Here is a 20,488-nt window from a genome sequence, read left to right on the forward strand (position 1 = left end):
ATAAATGCCGAAATTTGTCCGGCACTGTGTTAAATCAAGAAGATTTTTCTTGAAAAAGCTAAAGACGGGGGTGACGCTGCCGATATCGCGCTAAGGGATCAGTCCCATGGAAGGCTTGCCATGCTCAACACCCAATCGCCCTCGCTGCCCGTGCCCGGTGACGAAACCGGCGTCCTGGCGCAGGACGGTGCAAGGCCTTCGCTGGGCCGGCGCGTGATCGTCGATGCGCACCGGCGCCTGGGCGGCTACCAGGCGGTGCCGCTGCGCGGCCGGCCTTCCGAACGGCTGATGGACCCGAGCCTGCGGGAGCCGCACGACGGCTCGCTGCCGGCGCTCAAGAGCCCCACCTTCCTCGCCTGCAGCTGCGACGACATCGCCGCGGGTGCGCTCGACGGCCTGGACACCGAGCATGTCGTGCTGCAGATCGCCGGCGGCGGGGCGCAGCGTGGCCTCGACACCGACCTGCTGCAGGCCGCGCGTGCGCGCGGCTTCAAGCTCGCCTTCGACGTGCGGCTGCTCAAGGAATACGAGGCCTCGGTGCCGCTGGCCTCCTACGTCATCCTGGAGATGGGCGTGCTGCCGCTGGACCTGGCCTCGATGATGGCGCGGGCCATCCAGAAGACCACGCAGGCCATTCCGCTGGCGGTGCATGTGCGCACGCCGGTGCAGTTCAAGCAACTGGCCGCCGCCGGCGTGCGCCTGTTCGAGGGGCGCTGGTACCTGCAGCCGCCCACCGTCGCCGACCGCAGCGTGCAGCTGTCCTATGCCTCGCTCATCAAGCTGCTGAACCTGGTGGCGCGCGAGGCCGAGATCTTCGAGATCGAGGCCCTGCTCAAGCACGAGCCCACGCTGGCCTACAAGCTGATGAGCCACCTCAACACGGCCGGCATCGGCTTCGGCCACAAGATCGAGTCCTTCCGCCATGCCGTGATGGCCGTCGGCATGAAGCCGCTGCTGCGCTGGTCGGCCCTGCTGCTGGCGGGCAGCGCGCCCGGCAGCGTGGCGCCCGCGGCTGGCACCACGGCGGTCGTGCGCGGGCGCCTGATGGAGTTGCTGGCGCTGCAGGAGATGTCGCCGGGCGATGCCGACCAGGCCTTCATGGCCGGCCTGTTCTCGATGCTCGACGTGCTGATGTCCACGCCGCTGCGCGAGGCCCTGGCGCTGATGCCGCTGCCCGACGCGGTGCGCGAGGCCATCGTGCAGGGCAGCGGGCCGTTCGCCGGCCTGCTGGAGCTGGCCAAGGCCTGCGAGAGCGCGGACGCCGGGCTGCTGGAGATCGTCTCGCAGCGCTACCGCGTGCCGGTGGACCGGCTGCTGGCCATGCATGTCGAGGCCCTGGGCTGGGCCGAGCAACTGGGCGTCTGAGCCGGCCGCGTCCGGCGCCTGCGCGAAGGGGCCGGGCGCCGCGCGGCAGATCGCCCGGGTGGGCGACCCGCCCGGCCGGTGCCGCGCCTCACATCGACGTGGCCAGCATCTCCCGGTAATCCTCGCGCGTCGCCAGCCGCGGATTGGTCTTGTGGCAGTGGTCGGCCATGGCGCCGTCGATGACCTTGTCGAACATCGCCTCGGTGACGCCGACCTCGGCCAGGCCCTTGGGCAGGCCGAGGCGGGCATTCATGTCGCGGATCGCCTCGCCGATGTCGCCCGGCTGGTCGAGGTGCATGGCGCGGGCCATGCGCTGCAGGCGCAGTTCCTTCTGGACCGACTCGGCGCCCGCGTTGAAGCGCACCACGGCGGGCAGGAAGAGGGCGTTGAGGGTGCCGTGGTGCAGGCGCGGATCCACGCCGCCCAGGCTGTGGCTCAGGCTGTGCACGCAGCCCAGGCCCTTCTGGAAAGCCATCGCGCCCTGCATCGAGGCGCTCATGAGGTTCAGGCGGGCCTCGCGGTCGCTGCCGTCCTTGGTGGCGCGCTCGATGTGGTTCCAGGCGCGCTCCAGGCCGTCGAGTGCGATGCCGTCGGCCGGCGGATTGAAGGCGCCGGCCATGAAGGTCTCCATGCAGTGGGCGATGGCGTCCATGCCCGTGGCGGCCGTCAGCCTGGCGGGCAGGCCGAGGGTGAGTTCGGGGTCGCAGATCGCGGCCTTGGGCATCAGATGCCAGCTGTGGAAGCCCAGCTTGCGGTGGTCGTCCACGATGATGATGGCGCCGCGGGCCACTTCGCTGCCGGTGCCGGCCGTGGTGGGCACGGCGATCAGCGGCGCCACCTGCTCGGTGATCTTCGGCGAGCCGCCTTCGATGGTGGCGTAGGTCTTGAGCGGCCCCTCGTGCGTGGCGGCGATGGCCACGCCCTTGGCACAGTCGATGGCCGAGCCGCCGCCCACGGCGATCAGCCCGTCGCAGCGGCCCTGGCGGTACACCTCGACGGCGGCGCGCACGGCGGCCTCCGTGGGGTTGGAGGGCGTCTGGTCGAAGACCGAGGCCTGCAGCCCGCCGAGTGCGGCGAGCGTCCTGTCCAGCAGGCCGGCGGCACGCACGCCGGCGTCGGTCACGACCAGCGGGCGTTCGATGCCGATGCGCCGGCATTCGTCGGCTAGCAGGCGCAGCGCGCCGAACTCGAACTGGATCTGGGTGAGGTAGTTGATGAGCGCCATCGTCGGTTGTCTCCGCGTTGAGGATTCGCCCGCATCCTAAAGCGAAGCCCCGCCGCGGCCATTCAACCCGGAGACAGGCTGCAGGTCCTCGGCCCCATCGCTGCGCGCTGTTGCCCCCGCGACCGGGGCCGCGCGCGACCGTCCACTACGATGGCGCACCGTTTCGCTGACCCTTTTCCCCACTTCGCATGCCTCCCGAATCCTCGGCCATGGCCGGCCTCACGCCCCGCATGGCGGGCGTGGTCGAGCGCATGGCCCGCGCCGGCCACCCGCCCCTCAACGCCCTCACGCCCGCCCAGGCCAAGCAGGCCTACGAAAAGGGCGCCGCCGTGCTCGAAGTGCCCCGGCCAGAGCTGGCGCGCATCGAAGACCTGCACATCCCTGCGCGCGACGGCACGCTGCTGCCCGCCCGGCTGTATGCGCCCTCCGCGGGGCGCCTGCCGGTGCTGCTGTACTTCCATGGCGGCGGATTCGTGGTCGGCAGCGTCGCCACCCACGACACGCTGTGCCGCGTGCTGGCGCAGCGCTCGGGCTGCGCGGTGCTGTCGGTCGACTACCGCCTGGCGCCGGAACACCGCTTTCCCACCGCCGCGAACGATGCCTGGGACGCCTTCCAGTACATCGCCGGCCATGGCGCCGAGGCCCTGGGCCTGGACGGCGCGCGCCTGGCCGTGGGCGGCGACAGCGCCGGCGGCACGCTGGCCGCGGTCTGCGCCATCCTGGCCCGTGACGCGGGGTTGCCGCTGGCCCTGCAACTGCTCTTCTACCCGGGCACCGGGCCGTCGGCCGACACTGATTCGTACCGCCGCTTCGCCGAGGGGCCGGTGCTCACCAAGGCGCTGGTGGACTGGTTCTTCGCCCAGTACATCGACGCCGCGGACCGCCACGACTGGCGCTTCGCGCCGCTGCTGGCCGAAGACCTGGACGGCGTCGCGCCGGCCTGGATCGGGCTGGCCGAGCACGACCCCGTGGTCGACGAGGGTGTGGCCTATGCCGACCGGCTGCGGCTGGCGGGCGTGCCGGTCTCGCTCGAGATCTACCGCGGCGTCATCCACGAATTCATCAAGATGGGCCGCACCCTCCCCGAGGCGCAGCAGGCCCATGCCGATGCCGCGCATGCCCTGGCGGCCGCGCTGCAGCCCTGATTCCCATGCCGGCCCGGCCGGACCTTCCCATTCCAGGACCATGAGCACCGAGACATTGCCCCGCCGCGCAGACTTCCGTTTCTTCCACCGCCTGCGCGTGCGCTGGGCCGAGGTGGACATGCAGAAGATCGTCTTCAACGCCCACTACCTGATGTACTTCGACACGGCCATCGCCGACTACTGGCGGGCGCTGGCCATGGCCTACGAGTCGTCGATGCATGCGCTCGGCGGCGACCTGTACGTGCGCAAGGCCACGGTCGACTACCGCGCCTCGGCCCGCGTGGACGACGTGGTCGACGTGGCCATGAAGTGCGTGCGCATCGGCAATTCGTCGCTCGTGTTCGAGGGCGCGCTGTTCCGCCAGGACCAGTACCTGGTCGGCTGCGAGCTGGTCTATGTGTATGCCGACCCGGCGACGCAGACTTCGAAGCCGGTGCCGCCCGTCCTGCGGGAGATCCTTCTTGGCTACGAAGCCGGCGAGCCTGTGTCGGAGGTGCTCACCGGCGACTGGGCCACGCTCGGCGAGGCGGCCGGCGCGCTGCGCCGTGCGGTCTTCGTGCAGGAGCAGGGCATTCCCGAGGCGCTCGAATGGGATGACGACGACGCCACCAGCCTCCACGGCGTGGCGCGCAACCGCCTCGGCCACGCCATCGCGACCGGCCGGCTGCTGCCGGCGGATACGCAGGGCGTCGCGCGCATCGGCCGCATGGCCGTCGAGCGCGTGCTGCGCGGCCAGGGCCATGGCGAGCGGGTGCTGCGTGCGCTCGAAGACGCCGCCCGCGCCCGCGGCGACAAGGCGGTGGCGCTGCATGCCCAGCGCAGCGCCGAGCGTTTCTATGCGCGCTTGGGCTACGAGCCCGTGGGCGAGCCCTTCGAGGAGGCGGGGATCGCGCACATCACGATGCAGCGGGCCCTGTAGTCCATCCACGCGCGGCGGCGCACGGGCCCGCATCCGGCCCGTTCACCTTTTCAGATGTCTTCCAGCAGCGGATAGGGCAGGGGCTGGACGGTCAGCGGCGCATCGCCCGCGCGCAGGGGGCCGGCCTCCAGGGCCGCGGTCTGCATCGACACGAACGCCGCCCAGCCGCCGCCCGGTGCCGGGGCCGCCGCCGCCACGGTGCCGACGGGCTGCTCGGGGTCGGTGCCGAAGACCTCCTGGCCGGCCGCCAGGGGCGCCTCGGCCGTCATCACATAGCCGCGCCGCTTGAGCGTGCCGCGGAACTGGCTGCGGGCCACCACCTCCTGGCCGGGGTAGCAGCCCTTCTTGAAGTTGACGCCGCCCACGGACTCGTAATTGAGCATCTGCGGCACGAAGGCATCGACCACCGGCGCGCTGATGGCCACCACGCCGCTCCTCACCTCGCTCCAGGCCCAGGTCTCGGGGCTCAGCGCGGTGCCGGCCGGGGCGGGCGTGCCCGCCGGGGCCAGCCACAGGGCACGCGGCACGCCTTCGCAGCCGTGCAGGGCCACGACGCTCAGGCCCTCGGCGGGCGCCAGGCGCTGGCCGGGCGCCGCGGCAGGGTCGGCGCCGGCCGCCGCGATGGCCGCACCGGCCAGGCCGCGTACATCGAAGTCGGCCGTGGCGTCGCTCAGCTTGACCTTGGCGCGCAGCACGAACATCGACAGCCGCTTGAGCGTGGGCGCCAGCAGGTCGCGCGCGCAGACCAGCAGGAACTGATCCGGCGCCTGCCGCCAGGCGACGAAGCTGGCCAGCATGCGGCCCTTGGGCGAGCACAGCGCCGCCAGGCGGGCCGTGTCGTCCTTGAGCAGCAGGAAGTCCTGCGTGAGCTGGCCATGCAGGAAGGCCGCCGCATCGGCGCCCTCCGCGCGGATCACGCCCAGCGCCGCAAGCGGGGGCGTCACACCTTGAAAAAGGGGAGAGGTCATGCCTGAATTATCATGGCCGGCTTTTGGCGGCGCCTTGCGCGGGACACTCGCTCCAGCCCGCGCCGCCGGCCCCGGCGGCCCGCCGATCCCGCCCTTCGGCCGTTCCCGATCCACCCATCCGCCGTGCGTCGCTTCTTCGCCTCCCTGTTCCTGCTGGTCTTGCTGTCGGTGCTGGCCGTGGGCGGCTGGGCGCTCTGGTGGCTGCACCAGCCCCTGCGTCTGCCAGCGGCCAGCGTCGACCTCTCGGTCGAGCCCGGCACCACGCCGCGCGGCGTGGCGCAGGCGGTGGCTGATGCGGGCGTGGCGGTCGATCCGCGGCTGCTCTATGCCTGGTTCCGTGTCTCGGGCAAGGACAGGCAGATCCGCGCCGGCAGCTACGAGATGGACGCCGGCGTCACGCCGCGCCTGCTGCTGGAGATCCTGGTGCGCGGCCGCGAGGCCACGCGCAGCGTGGTGCTGGTCGAGGGCTGGAACATCCGCCAGGTGCGCGCGGCGCTGGCCAAGGCCGAGATGCTCAAGCCCGAGACTGCCGCACTCTCCGATGCCGACCTGATGGCGCGCCTGGGCCGGCCGGGCCAGCATCCGGAAGGCCGCTTCTTCCCCGACACCTACACGTATTCCAAGAACTCGACCGACGTGGCGCTGCTGCAGCGCGCCCTGCGCGCCATGGACCGCAAGCTCGACGCCGCCTGGGCCGCCCGCGCGCCCGACCTGCCGCTCAAGTCGCCCGAGGAGGCGCTGATCCTCGCCAGCATCGTCGAGAAGGAAACCGGCAAGGCCAGCGACCGCGCCGAGGTGGCCGGCGTCTTCATCAACCGGCTGCGCATCGGCATGCCGCTGCAGACCGACCCGACCGTGATCTACGGCCTGGGCGATGCCTTCGACGGCAACCTGCGCAAGCGCGACCTGCAGACCGACACGCCCTGGAACACCTACACGCGCCAGGGCCTGCCACCCACGCCCATCGCGATGCCGGGCAAGGCCTCGCTGCTGGCGGCCGTGCAGCCGGCGCGTACCAAGTCGCTGTACTTCGTGTCGCGCGGCGACGGCACCAGCCAGTTCAGCGAGACGCTCGACGCGCACAACCGTGCGGTCAACCAATACCAGCGGGGAGGGCGGTGAGCATGGATCAGCAGGCGGGCCGGGGACGCTTCATCAGCCTGGAGGGCATCGACGGCGCCGGCAAGTCCAGCCACCTCGATGCGATCGAGCGGCTGTTCGCTGAGGCCGGTCGCGAGGTCGTGCGCACGCGCGAGCCCGGCGGCACGCCGCTGGCGGAGTCGCTGCGCGCGCTGGTGCTGAACGAAGCCATGGACCCGCTCACGGAGTCGCTGCTGGTCTTCGCGGCCCGGCGCGACCACGTCGTGCAGGTGATCCAGCCGGCCCTGGCGCGCGGTGCCGTGGTGCTGTGCGACCGCTTCACCGATGCCACCTTCGCCTACCAGGGCGCGGGCCGCGGCTTCGACCTTGCGGTGCTGCAGACGCTGGAGCGCTGGGTGCAGCAGCAGGAAGCCGGCGCCGCCTTGCTGCAGCCCGAACTCACGCTGTGGTTCGACCTGGCGCCCGAGGTGGCCGCCGAGCGCCTGGCCGGCGCCCGCATGCCCGACCGCTTCGAGGCCCAGCCGGCCGAGTTCTTCCGCCGCGTGCGCGAGGGATACGCCAGGCGCGCCGCGGAAGAGCCCGGCCGCTTCGCCCGCATCGACGCCGACACGCATCGCGAGGCGGTCTGGGCGCAGGTCGAAGCCGCCCTGCAGGAGCGCGGATGGCTGAAGTGAACGAGGCGCCCGCGCTCTCGCCCTGGCTGGCCCGGGCCCGCGACCAACTGCTGCGCCAGCGCGGCCATGCGCTGCTGCTGCAGGGGCCGTCGGGTCTCGGCCAGTACGACCTGGCGCTGGCCCTGGCCGCCGCGTGGCTGTGCGAGCAGCCCACGTCCGAGGGCGCCTGCGGCCACTGCCCGAGCTGCCATGCCATCGCCGTGCGTACCCATGCCGACCTGGCGGTGCTGATGCCCGAGGTCGCCATGATGGAGCTGGGCTGGCCCATCGACGAAAAGGCCCAGGCCGAGATCGACGACAAGAAGCGCAAGCCCAGCCGCGAGATCCGCGTCGAGGCCATGCGCGATGCCGTGGGCTTTGCCCAGCGCACCAGCGGCCGCGGGCGCGGCAAGGTGGTGCTGGTCTATCCGGCCGAGCGCATGAATGCCATCTCCGCCAATGCGCTGCTCAAGACGCTGGAGGAACCCGTCGGCGACGTGCGCTTCGTGCTCGCCACCGAAGCCGCCTGGCAACTGCTGCCCACCATCCGCAGCCGCTGCCAGGCCTTCACGCTGCCCTGGCCGGCCGAAGGCGAATCGGAAGCCTGGCTGGCGACGCAGGGCGTGCCGGCGGCCGAGGCCCATGCGCTCCTGCGGGCGGCAGGCGGCCGGCCCTCCGACGCGCTGCGCCTGGCGCGCGGCGGCACCTCGGCCAAGGGCTGGTCGCTGCTGCCGCAGGCCATGCGCCGCGGCGACGTGACGGCGCTGGCCGACCAACCGCCCCCCGCCGCCATCGACACGCTGCAGAAGCTCTGCCACGACCTGATGGCCGTGGCCGGCGGCGGGCAGCCCCGTTTCTTCGAGGCCGCCTCGCTGCCGGCACCGCCGTCGGCGCCGGTGCTGGCGCGCTGGTCGGCGTCGCTGCTCAAGGCGGCCCGCACGGCCGAGCATCCGTTCAACGCGGGGCTGATGATCGAGGCCCTGGTGAGCGAGGCGCAGGCCGCCCTAAACTCCCGCAGCCCCGAACGCCCATGAACGCGACCGCCGCCCCGTCCGCCCCGATCCCGCGGCCCAGCGTCATCCAGCTGGCCATCAAGGAGAAGGGCGCGCTGTACGCGGCCTACATCCCGCTGTTCGCCGATGGCGGCATCTTCATTCCCACCGCGCGCGAGTACCGCCTTGGCGACGATGTCTACGTGCTGCTGACCCTGCCGGAGGATCCGCAGCGCTACCCGGTGGCGGGCAAAGTGGCGTGGATCACGCCGCCACAGGCCGCGGGCAACCGCTCGCCGGGCATCGGCATCCGCTTTCCGGGCGACGAGAAGTCGCGCCAGCTCAAGGCCCGCATCGAGGAGATCCTCGGCGCCAGCCTGGCCTCCGACCGGCCCACCCAGACCCTCTGACGCGCCGGCCTCGCACGAGGCGCCGCGTCCCTTGCCTTCTTCTTTGCTTCGCCCATGTTCGTCGACTCCCACTGCCACCTCACCGAGCCCTCGCTGCTGCACGACATCGACCGCATCCGCGCCGACATGGCACAGGCGCAGGTCGACCGCGCGCTGTGCATCTGCACCACGCTGGAGGAGTTCGAGGCCGTGCAGGGCCTGGCCGCGCGCTTCGACAACTTCTGGGCCAGCGTGGGCGTGCATCCGGACAACGAGGACGTGCGCGAGCCCGACGTGGACCTGCTGGTCGCGCTGTCGGCGCAGCCCAAGGTGGTGGCCATCGGCGAGACCGGCCTGGACTACTACCAGATGGACGCCCGCAAGGGCGGTCGCACCGTGGCCGACCTGGACTGGCAGCGCGAGCGCTTCCGCGTGCACATCCGCGCCGCGCAGCGGGTGGCCAAGCCGCTGGTGATCCACACGCGCGAGGCCTCGGCCGACACGTTGGCCATCCTGCGCGAGGAGGGTGAGGACGGCCGCGAGGGCGCCGCTGGTGGGGTCTTCCATTGCTTCACCGAGACGGCCGAGGTGGCCCGCGCCGCGCTCGACCTGGGCTTCTACATCTCCTTCTCGGGCATCCTGACCTTCAAGAACGCCCAGCACCTGCGCGATGTGGCCGCCTTCGTGCCCATGGACCGCGTGCTGATCGAGACCGACAGCCCCTACCTGGCGCCCGTGCCCTATCGCGGCAAGACCAACAACCCGTCGTACGTGCCCTATGTGGCCCGGCAGATCGCCGAACTGCGCGCCATGACGGTCGAGGCGGTGGCCGAGGTCACCAGCCGCAACTTCGAACAGCTTTTCAAGGTCCACGCCCAATGAGCCTTCCTGCCCGCGCCTCCATCGCCCGCCGCACCCTGTTCGCCTTCGCGGCTGCCCTTGCCGCGGCCTCCTGCGCCACGGCCAGCCCCAGCGACGACTTCTTCCGCGCCGTCATCAGCGACAACCCCGGCGCAGTGGAGCGGCTGCTCAAGCAGGGCTTTGACCCGAACGGCCGCGATCCCAAGGGCCAGACCGGCCTGCTCCTGGCGCTGCGCGAGCCTTCGCCGCGCGTGGCCAAGGTGCTCATCGCCTCGCCGCGCGTCAACGTCGACGCCACCAACGCCAGCGACGAGACGCCGCTGATGATGGCGGCCCTCAAGGGCCAGAAGGAATACGTCGACCTGCTGCTGGCCCGCGACGCGGCCGTCAACAAGCCGGGCTGGGCGCCGCTGCACTACGCGGCCACCAACGGCCACATCTCGATCATGAAGCAGCTGCTGGAGCAGCATGCCTTCATCGATGCGCAGTCGCCCAACGGCACCACGCCGCTCATGATGGCCGCCATGTACGGCTCGGCCGAGGCCGTGAAGCTGCTGCTGGACGAGGGCGCCGACATCGCCATGAAGAACCAGCTGGGCATGACGGCGCTGGATTTCGCCAAGCGGGGCAACCGTCCCGACGCAGTCGAAATGCTTACCCGCGCGCAGCAGCTCAAGCCCCGTCCAGCGGGCGCCGGCAAGTGGTGAAAGGCCGCTCCTAGAACTTTCGGATTCAACGCTTCGCCGGGCTGACAAGCCCGGTTCGAAAGTGCTTGCAAGCGTGCGGCAAGCGATGGCCCAATGCCCGCGTAACGTCCCGTTTCAAGGTGATATCGGGCGTGCGGCTTGACGGCCGTGCCGCCACGATGCCGCCCTGTCCTGCGGCCCGGGCGTGGGGCCGCCGTCCAGTGTCTATGAGTTCCCTTTCCGTCTCTGCTCCGGCCATGCATGCCGAGCACCTCGACGCGGCCGAGTTGCGTCGCATGGTGCGGCACGACCAGATGGTCGCCGTGCGCCACAGCGTGCTGGCCGCCATTCCCATCAATGCCGTGCTGACCGTGGCGGCGCTGCTCATGGCCTACAGCGGTGGCGAGCTGGCCATGGGCGTGGTGTGGGCGATGCTGTCTGCCCTGGTCAACATCACCCGCGCCATCGTGTGCCGGCTGCCGTACCGTGGGTCCGAAGAGGTCACACCGGGCCAACCCGCCGCGCCGGCCCTGAGCGGGCGCTGGTGGCGCACGCGCAGCGTCGAATGGCACCTGCGCGCCGCGGCGCTGCTGGGCCTGTGCTCGGGCGGGGTGTGGGCACTGGTTCCGCTGCTGTGCGACGGCTACACCTCGCCGCAGACCCTCTTCTACCTCACGGTGGTGTGCGGCATCACCGCCGGCTCGGTCACCTACGGCATCGCCTATGCGCGGGTGCCCATCCTCTTCATCACGCCGGCCCTGCTGTCGGTGGCGGGCTGCCTGCTGGTCGCTGGCGGCTTCGAGCGGCAGATGCTCGCGCTGATGGTGTTCGTCTACCTGGCCGCACTGATCCGCAGCGGCGTGCAGAGCGAAGCCGCCTTCAAGCGCGGCAGCCTGCTCAAGAACGAGGCCACCGCCATGGCCGAACGCCTGCGCCAGGCCCACGAGTCATCGCAGGCGGCGGCGCGGGAGCTGGAGTTCCGCGCCATGCACGACCCGCTCACGCGGCTGTTCAACCGCGACGGCTTCACGGATACCGCCGGCCGTCGCCTTCAGGCGGCCGGCGAGCGCGAGCAGTGCCTGCTGATGCTGGACCTGGATGGCTTCAAGGCCATCAACGACGTGTTTGGCCATGGGGTGGGCGACCGCGTGCTGCAGGACGTGGGTGCCTGGCTCAGCCGCGAGCTGGAGCGGCTGGATGCCGTGGTGGGGCGCTGGGGTGGCGACGAGTTCGTGGTGCTCTACGACGTGCCCGGCTCGGCGCAGTCGCCCGAGCAGCTGGCGCGGCTGCTGACGCAGCGCATTCCGCAGGCCAGCGTGATGGAGGGCGGCCAGCTGGGCGTGAGCGTGGGCCTGTGCGTGGGACGTGGCCTGGGCGTGATGGACATGCTGAGCTTCGCGGACGAGGCGCTCTACAGCGCCAAGCGCGCGGGCGGCGACAGCTTCCGCTTCTTCGACCATGGGCTGCAGCAGGCGCTGATGGTGCGCCGCGACGTGGAGCGCGACCTGGGCCTGGGGCTGGAGGCGGGCGGCATCGTGCTGTGGTACCAGCCCATCTTCACCGCGGGCGGCGAACTGCACAGCTTCGAGGCGCTGCTGCGCTGGCTGCATCCGCGGCACGGCTGGGTCTCGCCCGAGCAGATCGTGCATGCCGCGGCGGCCACGGGCCTGGCGCGGCGGCTGCTGAACCATGTGCTCACCCAGGTGTGCCTCGCCGCGCGCCAGCTCGATGCCGCCGGCATGGGCCATCTGCCGCTGGCGGTGAACGTCTCGCCGCGCGAGATGGCGCATCTGGATGTGGACGAACTGGTGCTCGACACGCTGCAACGCCATGGCGTGCCGCCGCGGCGCCTGCAGTTGGAGATCACCGAGGAGGTGGCCCTCAACGCCGAGAGCACGCAGGGCAAGCTCGCGCGGCTGGCCGCCGCGGGGGTGGCGATTTCCATCGACGACTTCGGCGTGGGCTATTCCTCGCTGGCCTCGCTGCGCGGGGACCATGTGCGGCAGGTCAAGATCGACCGCAGCTTCATCTCGGGCCTGGATGCCTCGCGCGACAACCGCCTGCTGGTGGGCACCATCCTGCAGATGGGCCGCTCGCTGGGCATCGACGTCGTGGCAGAGGGCGTGGAGCGGGTGGAGGAGCTGATGGCCCTGCGGGCGCTGCAATGCCCGCTGATGCAGGGCTACCACCTCTGTCGCCCGGCGCCGCTGGACGAGATCGTCCACACGCGCTGAGCCGCGGCGCCCGCAGCAGCGCCTGCCTCAGGTGCCGGCCGCGGCCAGCAGCCGCCGCGCCGCCGTCGCGATGGCCGCGGCATCCACCCCGAAGAAGTCGCGCAGCGCGGCCCGCGTGTCGCTGCGGCCGAAGCCGTCGGTGCCCAGCGTGAGGTAACGCCGGCCCTCGGGCACGTAGGCGCGGATGGACTCCGGCACCGCGCGCACGTAGTCGGTGGCGGCGATCACCGGGCCTTCGCTGGCCGCCAGCAGGCGGGTGATGAAGGGCTCGATGCGCACGGCCGCGGCCTCGCTGGTCAGCAGCCGCGCCTCGCAGGCGACGCCCTCGCGCGACAGCTCGCTCCAGCTGGTGATGCTGAACACCGTGGCCTCGATGCCTTCCATGGCAAGCGCCTGCGCCGCCTTGACCACCTCGGTGAGGATGGCCCCCGAGCCCAGCAGCGTGACGCGCTGCGTGGCCGCCGGTGCGCCGTCGGGCCGTTGCCAGCCGTCGTAGCGCCAGCCGCCGCGCAACAGGTCCTCGTGCGCGCTCTCTGGCACGTCGGGCTGGGCGTAGTTCTCGTTCATCAGCGTGATGTAGTGGAAGACGTCGCGCTGCTCCACCAGCATCTCGCGCATGCCGGCATCGACGATCACGGCCATCTCGCCGGCGAAGGCCGGGTCCCACGCGCGGCAGTTGGGAATGGTGGCCGCCACCAGGTGGCTGCTGCCGTCCTGGTGCTGCAGGCCCTCGCCGCCGAGCGTGGTGCGGCCGGACGTCGCGCCCAGCAGGAAGCCGCGCGCCCGCTGGTCGGCTGCCGCCCAGATGGCGTCGCCCACGCGCTGGAAGCCGAACATCGAGTAGTAGATGTAGAAGGGCAGCATGGCCAGGCCATGCACGCTGTAGCTGGTGGCGGCGGCCGTCCAGCTGGCGATGGCGCCGGCCTCGCTGATGCCTTCCTCCAGGATCTGGCCGTCGATGGCCTCGCGGTAGCTCAGCACCGAGCCGATGTCCTCCGGCGCATAGCGCTGGCCCACGCTGCTGTAGATGCCCACCTGCTTGAACAGGTTGGCCATGCCGAAGGTGCGTGCCTCGTCGGCCACGATGGGCACGATGCGCGGGCCCAGCTCGCCGTCCTTGAGCAGGTTGCCCAGCAAACGCACGAAGGCCATGGTGGTGCTCATCTCCTTGCCGGCGGCCTCGGTGGCGAAGCGGGCGTAGCTCGCCAGCGGCGGCACGGGCAGCGTGGCGCAGTCGGTGCGGCGCTGGGGCAGGGCGCCGCCCAATGCGGCGCGGCGCTCGCGCAGGTAGCGCATCTCGGGGCTGTCTTCGGCCGGCTTGTAGAAGGCCAGCGAGGTGGCCTGTTCATCGCTCAAGGGCAGGTTGAAGCGGTTGCGGAAGCCGATCAGGTCGGCCTCGTCCAGCTTCTTCTGCGAGTGTGTGGTCATCCTGCCCTGGCCGGCCGTGCCCATGCCGTAGCCCTTCTTGGTGTGGGCCAGGATCACGGTCGGCTGGCCGCGATGCGCGGCGGCCGCGGCATACGCTGCGTGGATCTTCACCAGGTCGTGCCCGCCGCGCTTGAGGCGGTCGATCTGCTCGTCGGTCATGCCCTGGGCCAGGCGTTGCAGGGCCTCGTTCTGGCCGAAGAAATGGTCGCGGTTGAAGCGGCCGTCCTTGGCGGCGAAGGTCTGCATCTGGCCGTCCACCGTCTCGGCGAAGGCGCGCAGCAGGGCGCCGACGGTGTCGCGCGCGAACAGGCCGTCCCAGTCGCTGCCCCAGACCAGCTTGACCACGTTCCAGCCGGCGCCGGCGAAGAGCTTTTCCAGCTCGTCGATGATGCGGCCGTTGCCGCGCACCGGGCCGTCCAGGCGCTGCAGGTTGCAGTTGACCACCCACACCAGGTTGTCCAGCTTCTCGCGCGCGGCGAGCGTGAGGGCGCTCATGGACTCGGGCTCGTCCATCTCGCCATCGCCGAAGAAGCCCCAGACCTTGCGTCCTTCGCAGTCCAGCAGGCCGCGGTGGGTGAGGTAGCGCATGAAGCGCGCGTGGTAGATGGCGCTGATCGGCCCGATGCCCATGGAGCCGGTCGGGAACTGCCAGAAGTCCGGCATCAGCCACGGGTGCGGATAGCTCGACAGGCCCCGGGCGCCGTTGATCGGCGCGGTGATCTCCTGGCGGTAGTGGGCCAGGTCGTTTTCCGTCAGGCGGCCTTCGAGGAAGGCGCGGGCATACACGCCCGGCGCGCTGTGCGGCTGGAAGAACACCAGGTCGCCCCCGTGCACGTCGGTGCGGCCGTGGAAGAAGTGGTGGAAGCCCGTCTCGAACAGGTCGGCCGCGCTGGCATAGCTGGCGATGTGTCCACCGAGCTCCCCATAGGCCTGGTTGGCGCGCACCACCATCGCGAGCGCGTTCCAGCGCATCAGCGAGCCGATGCGCTCTTCGATGGCCAGGTCGCCAGGGAAGGGGGGCTGGCGATCCACCGGCACGGTGTTGGCATAGGGCGTGGCCAGCTCCGGTTGCCAGCCGATGCGCTGGGCGCGGGCCAGGCGGGCCAGCTCATCCAGCATCCAGCGGGCGCGCTCGGGGCCATGGGCATGCACCAGCGCGACGAAGGCCTCGCGCCATTCGGCGGTCTCGACAGGGTCGGCGTCGGCGGAACTGGAGTCGGTGGCGGCGAGGGCCAGCAGTTGCGCGGCGGGGATGGAGGCGTTCATGCCAGGCACTTTAGGCAGGCAGCCGGCGAATGTGCTGTCGGAATCGGGCGCGTCGACCCGGAGGCCGCGGCATAAACTGCCGCCAAACTGTTTGGATGCCGCATGAACAACTTCCCGCTCGACGCCACGGACCTGCGCATCCTCGACGAGCTGCAGCGCGATGGCAGCCTGTCGAACGTGGAACTGGCCCGGCGCGTGCATCTGTCGCCCTCGCCGTGTCTGGCGCGCGTGAAGGCGCTGGAGGCCGCGGGTGTCATCGCCCGCTATGTGGCGCTGTGCAACGCGCCGGCCCTCGGCCTGGGCCTGAACGTCTTCATCTCCATCAGCCTGCGCACGCAGAGCAAGGAGTCGCTCGCGTCCTTCGAGCGACGCATCGCCGAGCACGACGAGGTGATGGAGTGCTACCTCATGACGGGCGACAGCGACTACCTGATCCGCGTCGCCGTGGCCGACATGGCGGCGCTGGAGCGCTTCATCCTGGAGCAGCTCACGCCGATCCCCGGTGTCGAGAAGATCCGCTCCAGCTTTGCGTTGAAGCAGGTCCGCTACAAGACGGCACTGCCGCTGCCGTTGCGCTGAGCGTACCGGTCCGCAGGGTCCGGCAGGGGTTTAAGTCGTGCCTAAGCGATGGCTTCCACAGTCACGCCATCGCAACTCGACACGCAGCCAGGAGGCTCACCATGAACACCCAGACGATCCTGCAATCGCCCAAGCGGCTGGTGATCGCCCTTGCTGCCGCAGGCGTGCTCGGCGCCGCGGCCGGCGGGGCCTACACCAGCGCCCATGCCCTGGGCTCCGCACCCCAGCCGCCGGTGGTGGCCGCCGCGCCCATGGTGGCGCCCATCGCCGCGCCCGACTTCTCGGTCATCACGGCCCAGCAAGGCCCGGCGGTGGTCAACATCAGCGTCTCGGGCATGACCAAGACGGCGCTGGACACCAGCGGCGATGACGACGACAGCGGCAGCGCCGCCATGCCACCCGGCATGTCGCCCAACGATCCGTTCTACCAGTTCTTCCGCCAGTTCGGCGGCGTGCCCGGCCACCGCCAAGGGCCCCAGCGCTCGGTGCCCACGCGGGCCGAAGGCTCGGGCTTCATCCTGAGCCCCGACGGCATCATCCTGACCAACGCCCACGTGGTCGATGGCGCCAAGGAAGTGACCGTCAAGCTCACCGACCGCCGCGAATACCAGGCCAAGGTGCTGGGCGCCGATCCCAAGACCGACGTGGCGGTGCTCAAGATCAATGCCAAGGACCTGCCCACGGTCAAGCTCGGCAGCCCCAAGGACCTGAAGGTGGGCGAATGGGTGTTGGCCATCGGCTCGCCCTTCGGCTTCGAGAACAGCGTGACGGCCGGCGTGGTCAGCGCCAAGGGCCGCTCGCTGCCCGACGACGGCTTCACGCCCTTCATCCAGACCGACGTGCCGATCAACCCCGGCAACTCGGGCGGCCCGCTGTTCAATGCGCGCGGCGAGGTGGTGGGCATCAACTCGCAGATCTACAGCCGCAGCGGCGGCTACCAGGGTGTCTCGTTCTCGATCCCGATCGACATCGCGATGCGCGTGAAGGACCAGATCGTCGCCACCGGCCATGCCGACCATGCCAAGCTGGGCGTGGCCGTGCAGGAGGTGAACCAGGCCTTTGCCGATTCCTTCAAGCTCGACAAGCCGCAGGGCGCGCTGGTGTCGAACGTGGAGAAGGGCGGGCCTGCCGACAAGGCCGGCCTCCAGTCGGGCGACGTGATCCTGAAGGTGGACGGCGCGCCGATCACCACCTCGGGCGACCTGCCGGCCATCATCGGGCAGATGGCGCCGGGCCAGAAGGCGCGCATCGAGGTCTGGCGCGATGGCAGTGCCAAGGAGCTGACGGCCCAACTGGGCAACGCCAGCGAGAAGACCAAGGTGGCCAAGGCCGACGAGACCGTCGGCAAGGGCAAGCTGGGTCTGGCGCTGCGCCCGCTGCAGCCCCAGGAGCAGAAGGAGGCCGGCACCAACGGCGGCCTGCTGATCGAGGACGCGCGTGGCCCCGCCGCCAGTGCCGGCATCCAGCAGGGCGACGTGCTGCTCGCGATCAACGGCACGCCGGCCAGGAGCGTGGACCAGGTGCGCCAGGCGGTCGCCAAGTCCGACAAGTCGGTGGCCCTGCTGATCCAGCGCGGCGACGAAAAGATCTTCGTGCCGGTGCGCATCGGCTGAGGCGGTAGGCGGGCTCAGCCGGCCGGCCGGCGGGCGGCCCGCGGCACCGCCACCCCCAGCCGCCCCGCCAGCCGGGCAAGGTTGGCCCGGTCCATCCCCAGGGCGCGGGCGGCGGCCGCCAGGTTGCCGGGATGGGCGGCGAGGGCGGCCTCGACCTTGCGGCGCTGGAAGCCATCGACTTCCTGGCGCAGATCGCAGGCGGCCACGGTGCCGCCTGCGGCCGTTTCCGTGCCTCCGGCCATCGCGCCGCCCGGGGTCGATGGCGCCTCCGCGGCGTCGAGCGCCAGGTCCTCCCGCTCGATGCTGACGATGGGGCCGAGCCCCGAAGCCAGCCCCGTGCCCCCATCGCCACGTGCCCGCGCACGCAGCGCGGCCCGGGCGACCAGGTACTCCAGCTCCCGCACATTGCCGGGCCAGTCGTGGGCCAGCAGCGCGTCCTGCGCGTCGGCCGACAGGCGCAGCCCGCGCAGGCCCATGCGGCGGCGGTTCTCCTCGATGAAGCTGCCGGCCAGCAGCAGCACGTCCCGGCCCCGCTCGCGCAGCGGCGGCACACGCAGCGGAAACACCGACAGCCGATGGAACAGATCGGCGCGGAAGCGGCCCGCTTTCACCTCGGCCGCCAGGTCGCGGTTGGTGGCGGCGACGAGCCGCACGTCCACATGGTGCTCGCGGTCGGAGCCCACGCGCTGCAACTGGCCCTCCTGCAGGGCCCGCAGCAGCTTGGCCTGGACGGCCAGCGGCAGCTCGCCCACCTCGTCGAGGAACAGCGTGCCGCCATCGGCCATCTGGAACTTGCCGTGCCGGTCGCCCACCGCGCCCGAGAAGGCGCCCCGCACATGGCCGAAGAGTTCGCTTTCGACCAGGTGCTCCGGCAGCGCCGCGCAGTTGATCGTGACCATGGGCTTGTCGGCCCGGCCCGAGCGTGCGTGCAGCTGGCGCGCCACCAGCTCCTTGCCGGCACCGGTCTCGCCGGTGAGCAGCACCGTCAGGTCGGCGGGCGCCACCAGGTCGATCTCCGCGGCCATCTGGCGGAAGGCGGGGCTCTGGCCGACCAGCGTGGCCGGTGCCGGGGCGGCGCCGTGGCGGTAGGCATCGGCCCGGCGGCGCTCGTCCTCGACCCGCAGCGACAGCTGCTGCAGCCGGCGGGTGGCGGCCACGGTCGCGGCGGCCAGGCTGGCGAAGGTGTCGAGCAGCGCCAGCTCCGCGCCGGAGAAGCGGCCGGCATCCAGCGCGTCGAGCGTGAGCAGGCCCCACTGGGCGCCATCCACCCGCAGGGCGCAGCCCATGCAGTCGTGCACGTCCAGGTGCTCGGCCGCCCCCTCGATCAGCCCGTCGTAGGGATCGGGCAGCGCACAGTCCAGCGGAAAGCGCAAGGCGCCCGGTGCATCGAGCAGCGCCCGCAGGCGCGGATGCGCCGCCACCGCGAAGCGACGGCCCAGGGTGTCGGGGCTCAGGCCCTGCACCGACACCGGCACCAGCGCGTCGCCCTCCAGCCGCAGCAGCGCGGCCGCGTCGCAGGGCAGCAGCTGGCGCAGCACGGTCAGCAGCCGCTGGCAGCGCAACTCCATGGGCAGGTCATGGGCCAGGTCCGCGATCAGCGGGGCGATCAGGGCGAGGGGATTGGCGGGGGAGGTCATCCTGACTCGAAGTGCAGCCGCAGCAGGTCGTTTACGCAGGTCGATTTGACCTGATCGGCGCTGCAAGTCCTTGATCCACCTCATGGCATGGCCTGGCATCGCTCATGCGAAAGGGAGGACATCGTTGAACCCCGAGGACATCCATGCTCACCGACGCCCAGCGCGACATCGTCAAGGCCACCGTTCCCCTGCTCGAAACGGGCGGCGAGGCGCTCACCACCCATTTCTACCGTGTCATGCTCGGCGAATACCCGCAGGTGCGCCCGCTCTTCAACCAGGCGCACCAGACCGCCGGGACGCAGCCGCGGGCCCTGGCCAACGCCGTGCTGATGTACGCCCGCCACATCGACCGGCTGGAGGCGCTGGGGCCGCTGGCCTCGCAGATCGTCAACAAGCATGTGGCGCTGCAGATCCTGCCCGAGCACTACCCCATCGTCGGAGCCTGCCTGCTGCGCGCCATCCGCGAAGTGCTGGGGGCCGAGGTGGCCACAGATGCCGTCATCGACGCCTGGGCCGCCGCCTACCAGCAACTGGCCGACATCCTGATCGGCGCCGAGGCGGCCGTGTACGACGCCCTGGCCGCCGCGCCGGGCGGCTGGCGCGGTGGGCGCGCCTTCACGGTGGCGCGCAAGGTGCGCGAGAGCAGCGAGATCACGTCCTTCCACCTGGTGCGGGTGGATGGCGGCCCGGTGGTCGACTTCAAGCCGGGCCAGTACATCGGCCTGAAGCTGGTGGTCGGCGGGCAGGAGGTGCGGCGCAACTATTCGTTGTCGGCGGCGCCCAACGGCGCGAGCTACCGCATCAGCGTCAAGCGCGAGCCCGAGGGCGTGGTGTCGACCCACCTGCACGACCAGGTGGGCGAAGGCGATGTGCTGGAACTCTTCCCGCCCGCGGGCGACTTCACGCTGGACGCGAGCCTGCGCCCGCTGGTGCTGATCAGCGGTGGCGTGGGCATCACGCCCACGCTGGCGATGCTGGAGTCGGCCCTGGCCGACTCGCAGCGCGAGGTGGTGTTCGTACACTACGCCCGCAATGCCGAGGTGCATGCCTTCGGGGGTGTGCTGGACGACTGGGCCCGGCAGCATGCCGATCGCCTGCGCGTGCACACCGTCTACGAGCAGCCGGCGCCTGCCGGCCCGCGCGCGCCTGCGGCCATCGGCCGGCCCGCGGCCGACCAGCTGGCGGCCTGGCTGCCCCCCGGCCGCGACTTCGACGCCTACTTCCTCGGCCCGAAGCCCTTCATGGCCTTCATCAAGCGCACGCTGCAGGACATGGGCGTGCCGCCCGAGCGCGCCCGCTACGAATTCTTCGGCCCGGCCGAGCAGTTGGGCTGACAGCGCGGCCCCGGCGCCGTGGGGGGATCGGCGGCCGATTCAGTTTCGGCTAAGTGCGGGGCCGCAGCATGGGTTCAAGCCGGGCCGTGGGGC

General features: G+C 71.2%; 17 protein-coding genes. 13 read left to right on the forward strand and 4 right to left on the reverse strand.

Going from position 1 to position 20,488, the window contains the following annotated elements; genetic code table 11:
- Positions 1 to 120: 120 nt before the first annotated feature.
- On the forward strand, positions 121 to 1,365 hold the full coding sequence (locus tag L0984_RS00270; protein ID WP_234191801.1) for an EAL and HDOD domain-containing protein: 1,245 nt from the start codon (positions 121 to 123) through the stop codon (positions 1,363 to 1,365).
- A gap of 88 nt (positions 1,366 to 1,453) precedes the next feature.
- Here the strand turns inward: L0984_RS00270 and L0984_RS00275 are convergent, their stop codons facing one another.
- The gene (locus L0984_RS00275; RefSeq protein WP_234191802.1) at positions 1,454 to 2,590 is read right to left on the reverse strand and encodes an iron-containing alcohol dehydrogenase; all 1,137 of its coding nucleotides are present in this window, start codon (positions 2,588 to 2,590) and stop codon (positions 1,454 to 1,456) included.
- 188 nt (positions 2,591 to 2,778) lie between these two features.
- Here L0984_RS00275 and L0984_RS00280 point away from each other — a divergent pair, with 188 nt between their 5' ends.
- On the forward strand, positions 2,779 to 3,735 hold the full coding sequence (locus L0984_RS00280; protein ID WP_234191803.1) for an alpha/beta hydrolase: 957 nt from the start codon (positions 2,779 to 2,781) through the stop codon (positions 3,733 to 3,735).
- Between the two features lie 40 nt (positions 3,736 to 3,775).
- Positions 3,776 to 4,654: a YbgC/FadM family acyl-CoA thioesterase gene (locus L0984_RS00285; RefSeq protein ID WP_234191804.1), complete on the forward strand. Its 879-nt coding sequence runs from the start codon at positions 3,776 to 3,778 to the stop codon at positions 4,652 to 4,654.
- A gap of 50 nt (positions 4,655 to 4,704) precedes the next feature.
- Here L0984_RS00285 and ygfZ read toward each other — a convergent pair whose 3' ends face one another.
- Positions 4,705 to 5,622, reverse strand: a complete 918-nt coding sequence (gene ygfZ / locus L0984_RS00290; protein ID WP_234191805.1) for a CAF17-like 4Fe-4S cluster assembly/insertion protein YgfZ — start codon at positions 5,620 to 5,622, stop codon at positions 4,705 to 4,707.
- A 123-nt stretch (positions 5,623 to 5,745) separates the two neighbouring features.
- Between ygfZ and mltG the strand changes: the two genes are divergently transcribed.
- The 7 genes from mltG (at position 5,746) to L0984_RS00325 (ending at position 12,538) form a co-directional block, all read left to right on the forward strand.
- Positions 5,746 to 6,744, forward strand: coding sequence for an endolytic transglycosylase MltG (gene mltG, locus L0984_RS00295; RefSeq protein WP_234191806.1), 999 nt, complete (start codon positions 5,746 to 5,748; stop codon positions 6,742 to 6,744).
- 2 nt (positions 6,745 to 6,746) lie between these two features.
- Complete coding sequence (tmk, locus tag L0984_RS00300) at positions 6,747 to 7,397, forward strand: dTMP kinase (RefSeq protein WP_234191807.1); 651 nt, start codon at positions 6,747 to 6,749, stop codon at positions 7,395 to 7,397.
- Complete coding sequence (locus L0984_RS00305; protein ID WP_234191808.1) at positions 7,385 to 8,410, forward strand: DNA polymerase III subunit delta'; 1,026 nt, start codon at positions 7,385 to 7,387, stop codon at positions 8,408 to 8,410. Before tmk ends, L0984_RS00305 begins: the two co-directional genes overlap by 13 nt.
- Entirely contained in the window at positions 8,407 to 8,778 is a 372-nt protein-coding gene (locus L0984_RS00310; protein ID WP_234191809.1) for a PilZ domain-containing protein, read from the forward strand. Before L0984_RS00305 ends, L0984_RS00310 begins: the two co-directional genes overlap by 4 nt.
- 54 nt (positions 8,779 to 8,832) lie before the next feature.
- Positions 8,833 to 9,639 (forward strand): TatD family hydrolase, encoded by an 807-nt coding sequence (locus L0984_RS00315; RefSeq protein WP_234191810.1) that lies wholly within the window; start codon positions 8,833 to 8,835, stop codon positions 9,637 to 9,639.
- Positions 9,636 to 10,325 (forward strand): ankyrin repeat domain-containing protein, encoded by a 690-nt coding sequence (locus L0984_RS00320; RefSeq protein WP_234191811.1) that lies wholly within the window; start codon positions 9,636 to 9,638, stop codon positions 10,323 to 10,325. Before L0984_RS00315 ends, L0984_RS00320 begins: the two co-directional genes overlap by 4 nt.
- Positions 10,326 to 10,531: 206 nt before the next feature.
- A complete protein-coding gene (locus L0984_RS00325; protein WP_234191812.1) occupies positions 10,532 to 12,538 on the forward strand; it encodes a putative bifunctional diguanylate cyclase/phosphodiesterase in 2,007 nt (668 codons plus the stop codon).
- Between the two features lie 27 nt (positions 12,539 to 12,565).
- On the opposite strand, the gene mdeB is transcribed toward L0984_RS00325, so the two are convergent.
- On the reverse strand, positions 12,566 to 15,232 hold the full coding sequence (gene mdeB, locus L0984_RS00330) for an alpha-ketoglutarate dehydrogenase (RefSeq protein WP_234191813.1): 2,667 nt from the start codon (positions 15,230 to 15,232) through the stop codon (positions 12,566 to 12,568).
- Between the two features lie 102 nt (positions 15,233 to 15,334).
- On the opposite strand from mdeB, the gene L0984_RS00335 reads away from it, so the two are divergent.
- Positions 15,335 to 15,811: an Lrp/AsnC family transcriptional regulator gene (locus L0984_RS00335; RefSeq protein ID WP_234191814.1), complete on the forward strand. Its 477-nt coding sequence runs from the start codon at positions 15,335 to 15,337 to the stop codon at positions 15,809 to 15,811.
- Between the two features lie 101 nt (positions 15,812 to 15,912).
- Entirely contained in the window at positions 15,913 to 17,424 is a 1,512-nt protein-coding gene (locus L0984_RS00340) for a DegQ family serine endoprotease (protein WP_234191815.1), read from the forward strand.
- Positions 17,425 to 17,438: 14 nt separating this feature from the next.
- Here L0984_RS00340 and norR read toward each other — a convergent pair whose 3' ends face one another.
- Positions 17,439 to 19,061 (reverse strand): nitric oxide reductase transcriptional regulator NorR, encoded by a 1,623-nt coding sequence (norR, locus tag L0984_RS00345; RefSeq protein ID WP_234191816.1) that lies wholly within the window; start codon positions 19,059 to 19,061, stop codon positions 17,439 to 17,441.
- Between the two features lie 143 nt (positions 19,062 to 19,204).
- On the opposite strand from norR, the gene hmpA reads away from it, so the two are divergent.
- Positions 19,205 to 20,395 carry an NO-inducible flavohemoprotein gene (hmpA, locus tag L0984_RS00350; protein ID WP_234191817.1) on the forward strand — a complete coding sequence of 397 codons (1,191 nt, stop codon included), beginning with the start codon at positions 19,205 to 19,207 and terminating at the stop codon, positions 20,393 to 20,395.
- Positions 20,396 to 20,488: the final 93 nt, after the last annotated feature.

This window comes from Pseudacidovorax sp. NFM-22, from assembly GCF_021401245.1.
In the GTDB taxonomy this organism is placed as follows: Bacteria; Pseudomonadota; Gammaproteobacteria; order Burkholderiales; family Burkholderiaceae_C; genus Xenophilus.